We start from the raw sequence: 14,511 nt of genomic DNA, 5'->3' as shown, positions 1-14,511 counted from the left end.
CGAGACCCGTCAACGGGGGGCGCCCCGGTCGGCCGCCCCCCGTCCGGGTGCGTCTCAGGCCCGGCGCCGCGCGACCTCGTACAGGACGATCCCGGCCGCGACACCGGCGTTCAGCGACTCCGCGCCGCCCGGCATCGAGATGCGGACCCGGTAGTCGCAGGTCTCGCCGACGAGGCGGCCCAGACCCTTGCCCTCGCTGCCGATGACGATGACGACGGGGCCGTCGAGAGCCTCCAGGTCCTCGACGGTGTGCTCGCCGTCCGCCGCGAGGCCGACGACCGTGAGACCGGCCTTCTGGTAGCCCTCCAGGGCCCGGGTCAGGTTCGTCACCCGGGAGACCGGCGTACGGGCCGCCGTGCCCGCCGACGACTTCCACGCGCCCGCCGTCATTCCGGCCGCGCGCCGCTCGGGCACGACCACGCCGTGCCCGCCGAACGCGGAGACGGAGCGGACGATCGCACCCAGGTTGCGCGGGTCGGTGACGCCGTCGAGGGCGACGATCAGCGGATCCTCGCCGTTGTCGTACGCGGCGGCGGTGAGGTCCTCCGGGTGCGCGTACTCGTACGGCGGGACCTGGAGGACGAGGCCCTGGTGGTTCAGGCCGTTCGTCATCCGGTCCAGTTCGACGCGCGGGGCCTCCATCAGGTTGATGTTGCCGCGCGCACCGGCGAGCTGGAGCGCGTCGCGGACCCGCTCGTCGTTGTCGATGTACTGCTGGACGTACAGGGTCGTCGCCGGGACGCCGTCGCGCAGGGCCTCGTAGACCGGGTTGCGGCCGACGACCATCTCGGACGTGCCCTTGACGCCGCCGCGCCGGGGCGCGGGGCGGCGGACCGCGGCCTGCTTGGCCTGGGCGTTGGCGATGCGGTTCTTCTTGTGTCCCTTGCGGGCGGAGGCGGGAGGCGTCGGGCCCTTGCCTTCGAGGCCACGGCGTCGCTGCCCACCGCTGCCGACCTGCGCGCCCTTCTTGTTGGACGTGCGGCGGTTCCTGCGCTGGCTGTTCCCGGCCATGACCTACCTGTTTCGTTTCTTCTCAGACATGCGTACGTAAGTGAAGTGTGCCGCCCGGGAGGCCGGGCGGCACGTGGGGAGGACTACTGGCGCGGGCCGAGTGTCCACCGTGGTCCGGCCGGGCTGTCCTCGATGACGAGACCGGACTGGTTGAGCTGGTCGCGGATGGCGTCTGCGGCGGGCCAGTCCTTGCGCTCGCGGGCCGACTGGCGCTGGTCCAGGACCAGGCGCACGAGCGTGTCGACGACGCCGTGCAGATCGTCGCCGCGGTCGCTCTCGCCGGCCCAGTGCTCGTCGAGCGGGTCGAGGCCGAGGACGCCGAGCATCGCGCGGACCTCCGCGAGCCGGGCGACTGCGGCCTCCTTGTCGTCGGCGGCGAGAGCGGAGTTGCCCTGGCGGACCGTGGTGTGGACGATCGCGAGCGCCTGCGGGACGCCCAGGTCGTCGTCCATGGCCTCGGCGAAGGCGGGCGGCACCTCGGTGGCGGGCTCGACCGTCTCGCCCGCCTTCTCGGTGACACGCTGCACGAAGCCCTCGATTCGGGCGAACGCGGACTCGGCCTCGCGCAGGGCCTCCTCGCTGTACTCGATCATCGACCGGTAGTGCGGGGTGCCGAGGTAGTAACGCAGCGCGATCGGGCGCCACGCCTTGACCATCTCGCTGACCAGCACCGAGTTGCCCAGCGACTTCGACATCTTCTCGCCGGACATGGTGACCCAGCCGTTGTGCACCCAGTACTTCGCGAACTCGTCGCCGTACGCGCTGGCCTGGGCGATCTCGTTCTCGTGGTGCGGGAAGATCAGGTCGATGCCGCCGCCGTGGATGTCGAAGGCGGTGCCGAGGTACTTGTGGGCCATGGCGGAGCACTCCAGGTGCCAGCCGGGACGGCCGCGGCCCCACGGGGTCTCCCAGCTGGGCTCGCCCGGCCTGGCGGACTTCCACATCGCGAAGTCGCGCTGGTCGCGCTTGCCGGTCTCGCCCTCGCCGGACGGCTGGCGCAGATCGTCCAGGTCCTGGTTGGAGAGCTCCAGGTAGCCGGGGAAGGAGCGCACGTCGAAGTAGACGTTGCCGTCGGCCGCGTAGGCGTGACCGCGCTCGATCAGGCCGCGCATCATCTCGACCATCTCGGTGATGTGGCCGGTCGCTCGCGGTTCGTACGTGGCCGGGAGGCAGCCGAGCGCGTCGTAGCCGGCGTTGAACGCCCGCTCGTTCTCGTACCCGATGGCCCACCAGGGGCGGCCCTGTTCGGCCGACTTCGCGATGATCTTGTCGTCGATGTCGGTGACGTTCCGGATGAACGTGACGTCGTAGCCGCGGTACTCGAACCAACGGCGCATGATGTCGAAGTTCAGCCCGGACCGGATGTGCCCGATGTGCGGGGCGGCCTGGACGGTCGCGCCACAGAGGTAGATCGAGACACAGCCCGCGGTGAGCGGTACGAAGTCACGGATCTGCCGGGCGCTGGTGTCGTACAGGCGAATAGTCACGCCTCAAGGGTAGTGGGCGTGTACCAGTGCCCCGCGACCCCTCGGGCATCGCGGGGAAAAGAATCTTGCGGCGGGGTGTCTCCCGGCGTGCCGGTCCGCGGGCGTCGCCGACCGCCCGTGATCGGCACACCGGAAGACCGCGGATCCGGCCGACGACCTGTCGCGCGGTGATCCGGACCACCACGCCGATGTGCGACAAGGCTGCGGGCCCGGGAATTCCGGCAGGTCAGGGCCGCGCGGTGGATCAGCCCGTGCGGTAGACCAGTGCCGTCGCGATTCCGGCGAGGCCCTCGGCCCGCCCGGTGAAGCCGAGCCCGTCGGACGTGGCGGCGGAGAGCGAGACAGGCGCCCCCACGGCCGCCGACAGCACCCGCTGCGCCTCGTCGCGCCGCTTGCCGATCTTCGGCCGTACGCCGACGACCTGGACGGCGACATTGCCGATCTCGAAGCCCGCGGCGCGCACGATCCGCGCCGCCTCGGTCAGCAGGGTGACCCCGGCGGCGCCGGACCACTCCGGCCGCCCGGTGCCGAAGTGCTGCCCGAGGTCGCCGAGCCCGGCGGCCGAGAAGAGCGCGTTGCACGCGGCGTGCGCGACGACATCGGCGTCGGAGTGCCCGGCGAGGCCCGGCCCCTCGCCCTCCCACAGCAGCCCCGCGCACCACAGTTCGCGGCCCTCTTCGAAGGCGTGGATGTCGGTACCGATCCCGACCAGCGGGATCACCGGCCCGGTCCGCTCCTCGGAAGCCGTCGTTTCCTCAGAAGCCATCGTTCGCCCTCCTGCGCGCCAGTACCGCGTCGGCCAGCACCAGGTCCAGCGGCCGGGTCACCTTGAACGCCTCCTCGTGCCCGGGGACGACCACGACGGACGCCCCGAGCCGCTCCACCATGCCCGCGTCGTCCGTGGCGCCCTCGCCGCCGACGGTGACGGTCTTGTGCGCGCGTACGAGCGTGTCGCGGTCGAAGCCCTGCGGAGTCTGCACGGCGCGCAGCCGGGCCCGCTCGGGCGTGCCGAGCACCGGCTCCGGCTCCCCCGGTGCTCCGGGCTCGACCTCCTTGACGGTGTCGGCGAGCGGCAGCGCGGGGACGACCGCGGGCGCGCCGTCCCGTACCGCCTCGATCACCGCGTCCACCGTGTCGACCGGCACCAGCGGGCGGGCCGCGTCATGGACGAGGACGACGGAGACGTCCTCGGGCAGGGCGTCGAGGCCCAGGCGCACCGACTCCTGGCGGGTGTCGCCGCCCGGCACGACGAGGTAGTCGGTGCGCTCGGGCAGGGCGTGCTCGTCGAGCAGGTTCTTGACCTCGGGGGCACCGTCCGGCGGCGCGACGACGACGACCAGGGAGACGGAACGGGAGGCCGCCATGGCCCGTACCGCGTGGATGAGCATGGGCGTCCCGCCCAGCGCGCGGAGCGCCTTGGGGGCTCCTGGGCCGAGCCGTACGCCGCGGCCGGCCGCGGGAATCACGGCGGCGGTGCGGTACGGACGCGAGAGATCAGACATCGGTTGCACTCCGAAGCTTCGGCATGTTTGTTTCCACAGCCGACATGGGTATGGCCACAATCGAGCCGGGCGCCACGCCATGACTCGACCGGGCCCTTTCCGTGACCTCCGGTCGATTCGGACAAGCCGCACCGGCCGCTCGGGATCGGCTACACAAGATCGCGAGCAACGTATCGGGGGGATTGGCGATGAAGCCAACGCAGCGGTGAGTCGGGGACGCAATCCAGACACGCCGTGGCTGAATCCAGACATGCCGCAGCGCCCGACGACATACCGTGAATACGGGTTGTCAGCGGGCACCGCGGCACATTTTTTCGAGACCGGCGTGAGCCGGTTCAGGACGCGAGTACCTCGTCGAGCAGAGCCTCGGCCTTGTCTTCGTTCGTGTTCTCCGCGAGAGCGAGCTCACTCACCAGAATCTGGCGAGCCTTGGCGAGCATGCGCTTCTCACCTGCGGAGAGTCCACGCTCGCGCTCACGACGCCACAGGTCGCGAACCACTTCGGCGACCTTGATGACATCGCCGGAGGCGAGCTTCTCCAGATTTGCCTTGTAGCGCCGGGACCAGTTCGTCGGCTCTTCGGCATACGGTGCGCGCAGCACCTCGAAGACCCGGTCCAGCCCCTCCTGCCCGACCACGTCGCGTACGCCCACGAACTCCGCATTGTCCGCCGGCACCCGAACCGTCAAGTCGCCCTGGGCGACCTTGAGCACCAAGTAGGTCTTGTCCACGCCTTTGATCTGGCGAGTTTCGATAGCCTCGATCAGCGCGGCCCCGTGATGGGGATAGACCACGGTGTCGCCAACCTTGAACGTCATGTGACAGGTACCCCTTCCGTGGCTATCAAGGGTAACACGAGAACAGCTTCTCCTGAATGGCGTTTTCGCAGGTCAGGGCATATCTCGGGGCTTGACAACAGCAACACGTACGTGCTGCGGAAGGTTCACGGGAGACGGTATTCGCAGGTCGGAGCCGCTGTACGGGCGAGGCGAAACACGCACGTCACACACCCCGGAACCCCCCTCCGAAGTGGTCTAACGTCCCGGTTTGCCGGATTCCTGATGATGAACTTTACGTAGTCCGTTCGAGCGCCGATCACCCGTACGGACGTAAGTGTGGTTGATCAATGGATATTGATCAGCGCCTCGGTGCGATCGGTTATGCGCATGGAATACGCCACGCTCCATGAATTGATCACCGGCGATATGTGAACGGCGCATGTCGACGGGTTTCGGCATGCGCCCCGGCCGGGTGCGGAACCGGCCGGGGGCACCCGCCCCGGTAACCGCCGGAGCCCGAAGGGGCGCGTAGGGGCGGGTCGGGTGCGGGGCGGAAGGGGCGGCTCGGTAGCCTAAGGCCGCTGACACATCCTTAGGGCGGCTTTACGTCGCTCGCCCCACCCGTCCGCAGTCCGAACGTTCAAGGAGTTGCCGCCGCCGTGAGCCGCAGCCTTCGACACGGCGCCCTCGCCGCCACCGCCATCGTGTTCTCGATCGCCTCGCTCGCCGCATGCGGTGCGGGCAATGACGCAGCGACGCTCAAGGTCAGGCCGGACAGTGCTGCCACCACCTCCGGTGACATCAGCATCCAGAACGCGAACGTCATCACCCAGCCCGAGCGCGGCGCCGAGGGCCCGGCCGTCGTCTCCGCGACGCTGTTCAACAGCGGCGTCAAGCAGCAGACCCTGGACGCCGTCACCCTGCCGGGTACGAGCGTCGCGGTGCAGCTGCACGCCGCCAAGGGTTCCGGACCCATCGTGGTCCCGGCCGGCGGCAGGGTGGTGCTCGGCGGCAAGGGCAACGCGTCCGCCGTGATCGAGAACAGCCGCGAAGCCGCGCAGGCCGGCAACGTGCAGCCCGTCGTCTTCAAGTTCAGCTCGACCGGGGAGATCTCGCTCGGCGCGTTCGTCGTCCCGGCGACCAGCTACTTCACGGACTTCGGTCCCAGCTCGCTGCCGACGCTGCCGTCGAAGTCGCCCGCGACGCCGACCGGCTCCACGTCCGCGCACCCGGGTGCGCCGGGCGCGTCCGACTCCGCGGACGACACGGTCACCCCGACCGACTCCGCGTCCGCCTCGGCGGGCTGACCGCGCCCGGCACGCGCACGCCTGAACGGCGGAGGGCGCCCTCCCTCTCGGGGGGCGCCCTCCGCCGTCGTGCACCGGCCGGTCTACGGCTCGAACTTGTAGCCCAGACCGCGCACCGTCACCAGGAAGCGCGGCGCTCCGGGGTCGGGCTCGATCTTGGCCCGCAGGCGCTTGACATGGACGTCGAGGGTCTTGGTGTCGCCCACGTAGTCCGCGCCCCAGACCCGGTCGATCAGCTGCATCCGGGTCAGGACCCGGCCCGCGTTGCGCAGCAGCATCTCCAGCAGGTCGAACTCCTTGAGCGGGAGGTCGACCTTGCCGCCGGCGACCGTGACGACGTGGCGGTCCACGTCCATCCGGACCGGGCCCGCCTCCAGGGCGGCCGGGGTCACCTCCTCGGGCTCACCGCGGCGGCGCAGCACCGCGCGGATGCGGGCGACGAGCTCCCGCGAGGAGAACGGCTTGGTGACGTAGTCGTCGGCTCCTATTTCCAGGCCGACCACCTTGTCGATCTCGCTGTCCTTGGCCGTGACCATGATCACGGGGACATTGGACCGGCTGCGCAGCTGACGGCAGACCTCCGTGCCGGGCAGACCCGGCAGCATCAGGTCGAGCAGCACGAGGTCGGCGCCGTTGCGCTCGAACTCGTCAAGCCCGTCCGGGCCCGTGGCCGCGATGGCGACCTCGAAACCCTCCTTGCGGAGCATGTAGGACAGGGCGTCGCTGAAGGATTCCTCATCCTCGACGACGAGCACTCGGGTCACGGAAGGACCTCCGGGGCAGGGAATGGTTCAAGGGTGTCGGGGTGAGCGGGTCCGTGGGGACCCTCGTCGCCATTGACGATCAGCGGTCCGCCCGAGCGGCGGTCCCGTTCCCGTACGGAGCCCGCTTCGGGCAGCCGCAGGGTGAAGGTGGAGCCCTGGCCCTCCGAGCTCCAGACCGTGACCTCCCCGCCGTGCGAGGCGGCCACGTGCTTGACGATGGCGAGGCCGAGGCCGGTGCCACCGGTGGCCCGTGAGCGGGCCGGGTCGACGCGGTAGAAGCGTTCGAAGACCCGCTCGCGGTCCTTCTCCGAGATGCCGATGCCCTGGTCGGTCACGGCTATCTCGATCTGGTCCCCGCCGGATACGGCAAGCCGCCTGGCGGCGATGCCCACTCGGGTCCGGGCGGGGCTGTAGTTGACGGCGTTCTCGACGAGGTTGCCGAGTGCCGCGGCGAGCTGGCCGCGGTTGCCCCAGATGCGGAGCTCCGCGGTGCCGCCCGCTGCCATGGTGATCTGCTTCGAGCCGGCCTGCTGGCGGCAGCGGTCGATGGCCTCGGCCACCAGCTCGTCGACCCGGACCGGCTCGGCGTCCTCCAGCGGGTCGTCGTTCTGCACCCGGGAGAGGTCGATGATCTCCTGTACGAGGTTGGTCAGCCGGGTCGCCTCTATCTGCATCCGCCCGGCGAACCGCTCCACCGCCTCCGGGTCGTCGGAGGCGTCCATCACGGCCTCGGAGAGCAGGGAGAGCGCGCCGACCGGGGTCTTGAGCTCATGGCTGACGTTGGCGACGAAGTCGCGTCGTACCGCTTCTATGCGGCGGGCCTCGGTGAGGTCCTCCACCAGCAGGAGCACCAGCCGGGAGCCCAGCGGGGCGACCCGGGCGGAGACCGCGAGGGCCTCGCCCCGCCCCGTACCGCGCCGGGGCAGGTCCAGTTCGACCTGCCGTATCTCACCGTCGCGGCGGGTGTCCCTGGCCATGTTCAGCATCGCCTCGACGGCGAGCCGACCGCCCCTGACCAGTCCCAGCGCATAGGCGGCGGAGCTGGCCTTGACCACGCTGTCGCTCTCGTCGAGGACGACCGCGGAGGAACTGAGCACGGACAGGACCGTGTCGACCCCGGGGGGCAGGGGCGCGTTGCTGTCGGGCCGCAGGGAGGTTCGCGTCGGCTTCTTCTGGTCGCGCTCGCTCCAGCGGAACGCCAGCATGGCGATCACGCCGGTACAAGCACCGCCGATCGCCGCAGCTGCGGCGACTGCCGCGTTCACGTCCATACCGTCAAGGTTATGCGGGTCCCGGAGGACTCTCCCAGCCATCCGAGTGCGTATCCGAACACTCGTCGCCCAGAGTTCACCGAGGGGCAAGGGTTGGTTCACTTGGTCGGCCGGAAGGCGACGCGTACACCGCCCAGGGTGGCAGCGTGGGGCTCACAGCCTGCCCCGGCATTGCACACAGGACTGGAGAGGGACTTCCATGCGTGACGCCTACCACGAGGAACTCGACTCGATCGGCGAGGGACTGGTCGAGATGGCCCGGCTCGTCGGGTCGGCGATCGGCCGGGCGACGACGTCCATGCTCGATGCCGATCTCAAGCTCGCGGAGAGCGTGATCGCCGCGGACCAGAAGGTCGACGACCTCCAGCACGACCTGGAGGCGCGGGCCATCGCCCTGCTCGCACGCCAGCAGCCCGTGGCGACGGATCTGCGGATCGTGGTCACCTCGCTGCGGATGAGCGCCGACCTGGAGCGCTCGGGCGACCTCGCCCAGCACGTCGCCAAGCTGGCCCGGCTGCGGTTCCCGGAATCGGCGGTGCCGCACGACCTGCACGCCACCATCCTGGAGATGGGCCAGCTGGCACAGCGCCTGATGGCCAAGGCCGCCGAGGTGATCATCACCAAGGACGTCGACCTGGCGCTCCAGCTGGAGCAGGACGACGACGAGATGGACCTGCTGCACCGCACGCTGTTCCAGCACCTGATGGACGACCGCTGGAAGCACGGCATCGAGACGGCCGTCGACGTGACGCTGCTCGGCCGCTACTACGAGCGCTTCGCCGACCACGCGGTGTCGGTCGCCAAGCGTGTGGTCTACCTGGTGACCGGCGAGCACGCCGACGAGATCCAGCAGTCGGCGCCGGTGGAGGGCGCGTAGCCGGAAGGTCGGATGTCACGGCCCCGGGGCCCCGGGGCCGTGGGGGCGTGCGCGGTCGCACGGGGGTCGTACATGTGTCTCTGCGCGTGTGCGCTGTTGATGCGCCCGCCCGAGTGGGCATGCAATGGGGTGGGGCGGCACGAGTTGTCCGTACGCCCCGGTCGTGCGTGCGTCGCAGTGGCGTACGGCCCTGTCGTACGTCCTGAGGAGGAACCATGGCCGATTCCCCCACGACCGATCCCCAGCAGGAGGCGCCCGCCGACGTGGAGCGCCTGACCGTCCTCGGCGCCTGCGGCTGCGGCTCCGGCTGCGGGTGCGGGTGCCAGTCCGGGGCCCCGTGCCAGTGCGGTGGCTGCTGCGGCTGACCGGTTGGCCGGTACGAAGCCGGAAGGGCGTCCCGCGCGGGGACCTGCTTCGACGTTCCGCGCGGGACGCCCTCGTGTGCGGACGCGGTGCGGGGGCGGCCCTTTCAGACCGTGAGCGGTTCCGGGGCCCGGCGCCTGCGGGCCACCGCGTGACCCGCCGTACCGATCAGCAGCAGGGCCGTGACCGTGCCCAGCGTGAAGCCCTCGAACGTGAGCCGGGAGACGCCCCAGATGTCGTGGAAGTCGTAGCCGATACCGAGCACCGACTCCAGCGTCCCGGGAAACAGCGCCGACCACGACCCCACCAGGATCCAGACGTAGACGAGCCCCGCGCAGCACATGAACCCCGCGGTGCCGAACGGCACCCGGTACGGGCGGGCCACCTCGCCGTGCCGCACCCGCAGCGCCACCAGCGCCGGGATGATCGCCAGGTAGGACAGCAGCAGCGTGGTCACGGCGACCGTGAGGACGACACCGAAGACCGCCGCCGCGTCCCCGGCCGCCAGCCGCATCGCGGCGAGCCCCTGGTACATGACGATGACGACCAGGACGACGGCGAGGGCACCGACGTAGCCGAACTGGCCGCGGCTCTGGATCATCTGCGGCACCCCGAGCTGCGGCCCCTGCGCCGAGTGCAGCGCCGTCACCGCCCTCCCGTCACTGCTCGGGCTTCACCGCCCAGGTGTCACCGCCCCGCGACGAGCCGGGCCCGTTCCTCGTCGTCCGAGGCCACGGACACCGCCGTCAGCGCCATCGCCGTGGCCCCGTCGAGCACCGCGCGGTCCGCCTCACCGCCCACGCAGTGCGCGGCGAACTCCTTCTGGTGGTTGACCGCCGGCAATGAACCGATGCCGAGATAGGGGTGGAGGGCGGGGACCACTCGCGACACGTTGCCCATGTCGGTCGAGGCCCGGTTCATCCGGGCGGCCGGGGTGCCGGACTCGAAGGTGCGCCCCAGCTCCTCGGCCGTGCGCCGGTAGTGGGCCAACAGCCCCGCGTCGTTGCGGAACTCCGAGTACGGACGGCTCTCCGGCTCGATCTCCAGCTCGCAGCCCGCCGCCAGCGCGCCCGCTTCGAAGCAGCGCTCGACGCGCGGCTGGAGCTCGGCGAGCTGCTCCAGGGTGTCGGCGCGTACGTACCAACGCCCCTCCGTCAGCTCGGGGATGGCGTTCGGGGCCTCGCCGCCGCGCGTCATCATGCCGTGCACCCTGGTCCGGCCGGGGAGCTGCTGGCGCAGCAGCCCGATGGCGACCTGGGCGACGGTGAAGGCGTCGGCGGCGTTGCGGCCCTGCTCGGGGTAGGCCGCCGCGTGGGCGGCCTTGCCGTGGTAGCGCACCAACAGATGGGCCACGGCGAACGGGTCGGCCTCGGCGACGTCGACCGGCCCCGGGTGGACCATCATCGCCGCGTGCACCCCGTCGAAGGCGCCGCGCTCCAGCATCAGGATCTTGCCGCCGCCGCCCTCCTCCGCCGGGGTTCCGAAGACGGTGACCGTCAGACCCAGGTCGTCGACGACCGGGGCCAGTCCGGCCGCGGCGCCGACCGCCGCCGCCGCGATGATGTTGTGTCCGCAGGCGTGGCCGAGGCCGGGCAGCGCGTCGTACTCGGCGCAGATGCCCAGATGGAGCGGCCCGGACCCGATGGTGGCGGTGAAGGCGGTGGGCAGTCCGGCCGTGCCGGAGCGCACCTCGAAGCCGAGGTCGTTCAGGGCGTACGAGACCCAACGGGCCGCCTTCTCCTCCTCCCACGCCACCTCCGGATGGGCGTGGATCCGGTGGCTGAGGGCGAGCAGCTCGTCGGAGAGTGCGGCGACCGCGGTGCGGACAGGCTTCATTCGTCCCCCGGAACGCCGTACGACGGTGCCTCGTCGGGGGTGAGTGCCCGGCCGACGTATGCGGACGCCTGCGGCTCCCAGAGCTTCCACAGCGCGGCGAGTTCGGCGATCGGGTCGCCGTCCGTCCAGTCGACGCGGAGGTCGGTCACCGGCCAGGCGACCCGGTCGACGACGAGCAGTCCGGCCGAACGGACCGGGCCCTCCTCGCCGCCCGCCGCCGCCCCGGCGCTCAGCGCGTCGACGAGGCGCTGCCCCAGCGGTGCGGCCGGGTCGGCGGCGAAGGCGTCGAGCACGGCCTGCGGGACACCGGGGCCGGACAGGAGGTTCCCGGCGGCGACGGCGTCCGGGCCGATGGCCTGCGCGTACTGTCCCAGGGCCCGCGCGCCGGAGTGCGCCGCGGCCGGGCCGTCCGCCCCGATGGCGGTCAACTGCCGGTGTTCAATGGTGCTTTCGGAGTCGACGACGTTCCGGATCGCCGCGGCCGGGGAGCTGCCGGCCGCCAGCAGGTCGAGCAGCCGGGTACCGAGCCGCGGGTCGGTGACGTTCTGCGAGCAGACCGCCCCGACGCCCGCCCGCACATGGGCGCAACGCGCGGCCACGGCGGGCGAGGAGGAGGTGACGGCGACGCCGAACTGTCCGGTGCGGGTGCAGCGTGCGGCGATGGAGAAGGTCACGCGCCGGCCTCCTGCCGCCGGGCCGCCGCCTCGGCCCGCCGCTCGGCCGGGATCACCGCGGTGGCGTCGATCTCGACCAGCCACTCCGGGCGGGCCAGCGCCGAGACGACCAGCCCGGTGGAGACGTAGTGGACGCCCTTCAGCCACCGGCCCATGGTCCGGTAGACGGGCTCGCGGTAGCGGATGTCCGTCAGATAGACGGTGATCTTGACGATCTCGTCGAGCCGGCTGCCGCACTCCTCCAGCAGCATCGCGATGTTCGCCATGGCTTGGTCGGCCTGGGCCGCCACGTCGCCGACGCCGACGCTCTCGCGGGTGTCGAGGTCCTGGCCGATCTGGCCGCGCAGATAGACGGTGCCGTCGGCGACCACGGCCTGCGCCAGATCGTTGGCCAGGTCCTGCTCGGGGTACGTGTCAGCGGTGTTGAAGCGCCGGATGCGGTCGTGGACGGTCACTTGGCGGACCTCCCGAGCGAGCCGAGCACGTTGTCCGAGAGCCCGGCCGCGTCCTTGACCAGGTCGAGCGGGCCGTCCCAGTCGAAGTTGCGGTAGACGGCGCCCAGGTGCGCGAAGGGCGGGGACTGGGCGAAGAGCTGGAAGGTCAGCCGGTGGCCCGCGTAGTCGGAGTTCAGCAGGTCACGGGCGTACGCGAGGAGCTTGCGGCGGTCCTCGGCGACCCAGTGCTCGTTGATCGAGTAGAACTTGTCCAGCCACGGCTTGGTGTCCGGGTGGTCGAAGGACGCCTTGTCCGGGGTGATGCAGATCTGGCCGCCGCACAGCTCACGGGCGATGTGCATCATCTCGTGCAGCTGCGAGCAGGCCAGTACGCGGCCGGTGTAGAGCAGCGACTGGTTCGGCATGAGCAGCCCGCCGGGGCTGGGCTCCGCCTTCGCGATCGCCGCGGTGAGATGGGCGTTGATGCCCTCGCGGTAGCAGGCGAGGGTCGCCAGTTTCTCCTGGACGGCCTGCTGCGTTCCACAGCGCGGCACCGATCATGAGGTCCGCAAGCCGCAGATTGCGCTGGGTGAAGGCGAAGGCGCTGTAGCGGTGCAGGGTGGCGCGGATGAAGGTGGCCGCCTTGGTGTCCCGGTAGAACAGCACGTTCTCCCAGGGGATCTCGACGTCGTCGAAGACGACCAGGGTGTCGACCTCGTCGAAGCGGTTGGAGACCGGGTAGTCCTCGATCGGCTTGGCGCCGGCGAAGCCCGTACGGCAGATGTACTTCAGGCCCGGCGCACCCATGTCGAGCATGAACCCGAGGGCGTAGTCGGAGAGTTCGGAGTCGCCCCAGTTGGCGATGGTCGGCTTGGTGAACGCCTGGTTGGAGTAGGCGGCGCCCTGCTGATCGTGGTCGTCGCGGCGGCGATGTACGTCGGCTTCTTCGCGTCGAACATCGTGCTCGCGGGCAAGTCGCTGCACGGCCTCGCGCCCGGCGTACCGGTCGACGCGGGCATCGTGCTGGGCGCGCTCGGCTCGGCGGCGATCTGCGATCGGCTACCGGCTGATCCACACCCTAAACAAGGTGGCGACCTGGGTGCTGGGCATCGGCATCGTCGCCGGCCTGGTGATCGTGGTCGCGCGCGGACTGCCGGACGACTTCTTCACGCGCGGCGGCTTCACCTTCGCGGGCTGGCTGGCGACGGTCTCGCTGAGCGCCCTGTGGCAGCTGGCCTTCGCCCCGTACGTCTCCGACTACTCGCGCTACCTTCCGCGCACGGTCCGCACCTCGGCCACTTTCTGGGCCACCTACTGGGGCTCCTGCCTGGGCTCGACCCTCCCCTTCCTGGCCGGCACGGTGATCGGGCTGGCCGCCCCCGGCACGGACGACACGGTGGCGGGCTTCGACAGCGCGGCGGGCGGATTCGGCCCGGTCATCCTGCTGCTCTTCCTCTTCAGCGTGATCAACCACAACGCGTTGAACCTGTACGGAGCGGTGCTCTCGCTCATCACGATCGGCCAGACCTTCCGCACCGCCTGGCAGCCCCGCCAGACGGCGCGCGGCGCGGTGTCGGCCGTGGTACTGGTGGCCGCACTGCTGATCGCGGTCGGCCTGTCCAGCGACTTCGTCTCGCACTTCGTGAACCTGGTACTGGTGCTGCTGATCGTTCTCGTCCCGTGGACGGCGATCAACCTGATCGACTTCTATCTGGTGCACCGGGGCCGCTACGCGCTCGAAGACCTCTTCCTCCCGGACGGCGGACGGTACGGCCGTTTCAACACGGTGGCGCTGATCTCGTACGCGATCGGCATCGTCGTCCAGCTCCCGTTCGTCGCCACGTCGCTGTACACCGGCCCGCTGGTCGAGCCGCTGGGCGGCGCGGACCTGTCCTGGCTGGTCGGCCTGGTGGTGACGGCGCCGGTGTACTACTTCTGGGCGCGGGGCCGGGGAGAGGGCGACGAGCGGCCCGCCGTACCGCGGCAGCAGGAGACGCGGGCCGCGGTAGCCGGCGCGGCGAGCACGGCCCCGTAACCGCGAGCGGGCGGGGCGGGGGCGGGGGGGGGGCGGGGGGGGCCCCCCCCCCCCCCCCCCCCCCCCCCCCCCCCCCCCGCCGGGACAGCCCTCAGGGCCAGAGCAGCTCCCGCGTCCAGTCCGCGCCGTCCCGGCGGTAGCGCAGCCGTACGTGGCGCCGCTCCGCGTCGC

At 71.0% G+C, this 14,511-nt stretch carries 17 protein-coding genes and 1 pseudogene; 4 read left to right on the top strand and 14 right to left on the bottom strand.

All coding sequences use genetic code 11. The annotated features are described in order from the left end of the window. Positions 1–54 precede the first annotated feature (54 nt). The 5 genes from rlmB to ACF1B9_RS31300 form a co-directional block, all read right to left on the bottom strand. The gene (gene rlmB, locus ACF1B9_RS31320) at positions 55–1,011 is read right to left on the bottom strand and encodes a 23S rRNA (guanosine(2251)-2'-O)-methyltransferase RlmB (RefSeq protein ID WP_391745845.1); all 957 of its coding nucleotides are present in this window, start codon (positions 1,009–1,011) and stop codon (positions 55–57) included. Between the two features lie 83 nt (positions 1,012–1,094). Next, on the bottom strand, positions 1,095–2,498 hold the full coding sequence (gene cysS / locus ACF1B9_RS31315; RefSeq protein ID WP_391745843.1) for a cysteine--tRNA ligase: 1,404 nt from the start codon (positions 2,496–2,498) through the stop codon (positions 1,095–1,097). Between the two features lie 244 nt (positions 2,499–2,742). After that, entirely contained in the window at positions 2,743–3,264 is a 522-nt protein-coding gene (ispF, locus tag ACF1B9_RS31310) for a 2-C-methyl-D-erythritol 2,4-cyclodiphosphate synthase (protein WP_391745842.1), read from the bottom strand. Then, the gene (gene ispD, locus ACF1B9_RS31305) at positions 3,254–4,000 is read right to left on the bottom strand and encodes a 2-C-methyl-D-erythritol 4-phosphate cytidylyltransferase (RefSeq protein ID WP_391745840.1); all 747 of its coding nucleotides are present in this window, start codon (positions 3,998–4,000) and stop codon (positions 3,254–3,256) included. Before ispD ends, ispF begins: the two co-directional genes overlap by 11 nt. Before the next feature lie 335 nt (positions 4,001–4,335). Continuing rightward, positions 4,336–4,818: a CarD family transcriptional regulator gene (locus ACF1B9_RS31300; RefSeq protein ID WP_006380568.1), complete on the bottom strand. Its 483-nt coding sequence runs from the start codon at positions 4,816–4,818 to the stop codon at positions 4,336–4,338. Between the two features lie 620 nt (positions 4,819–5,438). Between ACF1B9_RS31300 and ACF1B9_RS31295 the strand changes: the two genes are divergently transcribed. Beyond that, positions 5,439–6,086: a DUF461 domain-containing protein gene (locus ACF1B9_RS31295; RefSeq protein WP_391745839.1), complete on the top strand. Its 648-nt coding sequence runs from the start codon at positions 5,439–5,441 to the stop codon at positions 6,084–6,086. 83 nt (positions 6,087–6,169) lie between these two features. On the opposite strand, the gene ACF1B9_RS31290 is transcribed toward ACF1B9_RS31295, so the two are convergent. Together ACF1B9_RS31290 and ACF1B9_RS31285 are read right to left on the bottom strand one after the other, a co-directional pair. Continuing rightward, positions 6,170–6,850, bottom strand: coding sequence for a response regulator transcription factor (locus ACF1B9_RS31290; RefSeq protein WP_072487966.1), 681 nt, complete (start codon positions 6,848–6,850; stop codon positions 6,170–6,172). Beyond that, on the bottom strand, positions 6,847–8,121 hold the full coding sequence (locus ACF1B9_RS31285; RefSeq protein ID WP_391745837.1) for a sensor histidine kinase: 1,275 nt from the start codon (positions 8,119–8,121) through the stop codon (positions 6,847–6,849). The genes ACF1B9_RS31290 and ACF1B9_RS31285 overlap by 4 nt, the downstream gene beginning before the upstream one ends. Positions 8,122–8,320: 199 nt before the next feature. Here ACF1B9_RS31285 and phoU point away from each other — a divergent pair, with 199 nt between their 5' ends. Continuing rightward, entirely contained in the window at positions 8,321–8,998 is a 678-nt protein-coding gene (gene phoU, locus ACF1B9_RS31280; protein ID WP_351075306.1) for a phosphate signaling complex protein PhoU, read from the top strand. A 215-nt stretch (positions 8,999–9,213) separates the two neighbouring features. Beyond that, the gene (locus tag ACF1B9_RS31275; RefSeq protein ID WP_391745835.1) at positions 9,214–9,363 is read left to right on the top strand and encodes a hypothetical protein; all 150 of its coding nucleotides are present in this window, start codon (positions 9,214–9,216) and stop codon (positions 9,361–9,363) included. A 104-nt stretch (positions 9,364–9,467) separates the two neighbouring features. On the opposite strand, the gene ACF1B9_RS31270 is transcribed toward ACF1B9_RS31275, so the two are convergent. The 6 genes and pseudogenes from ACF1B9_RS31270 to ACF1B9_RS31245 all read right to left on the bottom strand — a co-directional run. Then, positions 9,468–10,010: a cytosine permease gene (locus tag ACF1B9_RS31270; RefSeq protein WP_391745833.1), complete on the bottom strand. Its 543-nt coding sequence runs from the start codon at positions 10,008–10,010 to the stop codon at positions 9,468–9,470. Between the two features lie 38 nt (positions 10,011–10,048). Beyond that, a complete protein-coding gene (locus tag ACF1B9_RS31265) occupies positions 10,049–11,197 on the bottom strand; it encodes a M20 family metallopeptidase (protein WP_391745831.1) in 1,149 nt (382 codons plus the stop codon). Further along, positions 11,194–11,871 carry a DUF1028 domain-containing protein gene (locus ACF1B9_RS31260; RefSeq protein WP_391745829.1) on the bottom strand — a complete coding sequence of 226 codons (678 nt, stop codon included), beginning with the start codon at positions 11,869–11,871 and terminating at the stop codon, positions 11,194–11,196. Before ACF1B9_RS31260 ends, ACF1B9_RS31265 begins: the two co-directional genes overlap by 4 nt. Continuing rightward, positions 11,868–12,326 carry a RidA family protein gene (locus ACF1B9_RS31255; RefSeq protein WP_391745827.1) on the bottom strand — a complete coding sequence of 153 codons (459 nt, stop codon included), beginning with the start codon at positions 12,324–12,326 and terminating at the stop codon, positions 11,868–11,870. Before ACF1B9_RS31255 ends, ACF1B9_RS31260 begins: the two co-directional genes overlap by 4 nt. Then, positions 12,323–12,859 carry a 4-hydroxyphenylacetate 3-hydroxylase C-terminal domain-containing protein gene (locus ACF1B9_RS31250; RefSeq protein ID WP_391745825.1) on the bottom strand — a complete coding sequence of 179 codons (537 nt, stop codon included), beginning with the start codon at positions 12,857–12,859 and terminating at the stop codon, positions 12,323–12,325. The genes ACF1B9_RS31255 and ACF1B9_RS31250 overlap by 4 nt, the downstream gene beginning before the upstream one ends. 166 nt (positions 12,860–13,025) lie before the next feature. Then, positions 13,026–13,289, bottom strand: a pseudogene (locus ACF1B9_RS31245) (4-hydroxyphenylacetate 3-hydroxylase N-terminal domain-containing protein); the annotation flags it as partial. 103 nt (positions 13,290–13,392) lie between these two features. On the opposite strand from ACF1B9_RS31245, the gene ACF1B9_RS31240 reads away from it, so the two are divergent. Then, on the top strand, positions 13,393–14,340 hold the full coding sequence (locus ACF1B9_RS31240) for a purine-cytosine permease family protein (RefSeq protein WP_391745823.1): 948 nt from the start codon (positions 13,393–13,395) through the stop codon (positions 14,338–14,340). 91 nt (positions 14,341–14,431) lie between these two features. Here ACF1B9_RS31240 and ACF1B9_RS31235 read toward each other — a convergent pair. Further along, positions 14,432–14,511: pyridoxine 5'-phosphate oxidase C-terminal domain-containing protein (locus ACF1B9_RS31235; RefSeq protein ID WP_391795953.1), on the bottom strand; the 80-nt coding region annotated here is incomplete at its 5' end.

Origin of the sequence: Streptomyces sp. NPDC014727 (genome assembly GCF_043083485.1) — a bacterium.
In the GTDB taxonomy this organism is placed as follows: Bacteria; Actinomycetota; Actinomycetes; order Streptomycetales; family Streptomycetaceae; genus Streptomyces.
The sequence above is the reverse complement of the archived record's forward strand: the minus strand, read 5'-3'. Positions and strand labels throughout refer to the sequence as shown.